The 1,077-nt window shown below is 65.5% G+C and carries 1 protein-coding gene; it reads right to left on the minus strand.

Annotated elements, in window-relative coordinates:
- Positions 1-913, minus strand: a 913-nt coding sequence (locus DL990_RS41115) for a DUF222 domain-containing protein (RefSeq protein WP_370451418.1), incomplete at its 3' end; no start/stop codon positions are given.
- Between the last annotated feature and the right edge of the window lie 164 nt (positions 914-1,077).

Here is a 1,077-nt window from a genome sequence, read left to right on the forward strand (position 1 = left end):
TCCAGCCGGGTTCTTCTTTGAGGAGGTTGTGGATTTTGCAGGTGGCGTGGCAGTTGTGGTGGTCGGTGCCGCCGTTGCGGGCCCAGGTGGTGATGTGGTCGATTTCGGAGAATTCGGCGGAGCGGTGGCAGCCGGGGTGGGTGCATTCGCGGTCGCGGGCTTTGATCAGGCGGGCGAGTGAGGCCGGGGAGCGGTAGGTGCCGGGGCTGGCTTCGAGGAGTTGCCCGGTGGTGGGGTCGGTGATCAGCCGGGACCAGGTGGAGCCGGGGTCGGCGGCGATTTCGCGGACGAGCCAGCCGGGGATCGGGCCGTGGCCGGCGAGGGTCGCGGGATCTTCCCGGGCACCGGCCAGGGTGAGCAGGTCGACATAGACGTGGACATGCGCGCGTGGCTTGCCGTGCCCGTCTTCGGCCAGTAAGCGTTCGGCGAAGAGGTCGGCCCGATGTTGATCCAGGGTGCGGGACTTGTCGTTTGCGCGGCGGGTGCGGGCGGCGTGGCTCAGTGACGTGTAGATCGAGCTGGCGACTTCGGCGGGCAGATAGCCCGACAGTTTGGACATGGTTTCGTCTTCGTGTTCCAGCGAGATATGCCGTAACGCGCGTTTGTTGACGGCGCGGTCCCGGTGGCCGTCGGGGTCGAATTTCTGTACGGCGTGATCCACCGATTTCCGGATCGCTCCCGGGTCACGCTCGGCGAGACGCCCGGCCATCCACGTGTCCACCTGGGCGGCGATCTCGTCGGAGACCTCACGGGTCAGCTGGCTGACCTTCGACGCCTTGTACAGGTCGATGTCACCGTTTTCCAGTGCCGCCAACGTGTTCGGCAACCGTCCCACCAGGGCGCACGAGGTTTCCACCAGCAGATGCGCCTGATTACGGGAGACCGAGAAGGCCAACGCGACCTCCTCGGTCACCGATCTTCGCGAACCACCCACCACGGCGAACCCGGCTATCGCACGCACCTGACGCCCCTGCGCCCGCCGGAGCACGACTTCCTCGTCGTAAGCGGCATCGAGAAGACGAGCGGCTTTCGGATTGAAAGCAAAGGATGTGGTCATGACCAAGATCATACTCGAAC

Source organism: Amycolatopsis sp. WAC 01416, from assembly GCF_003947485.1.
Classification (GTDB): Bacteria; Actinomycetota; Actinomycetes; order Mycobacteriales; family Pseudonocardiaceae; genus Amycolatopsis.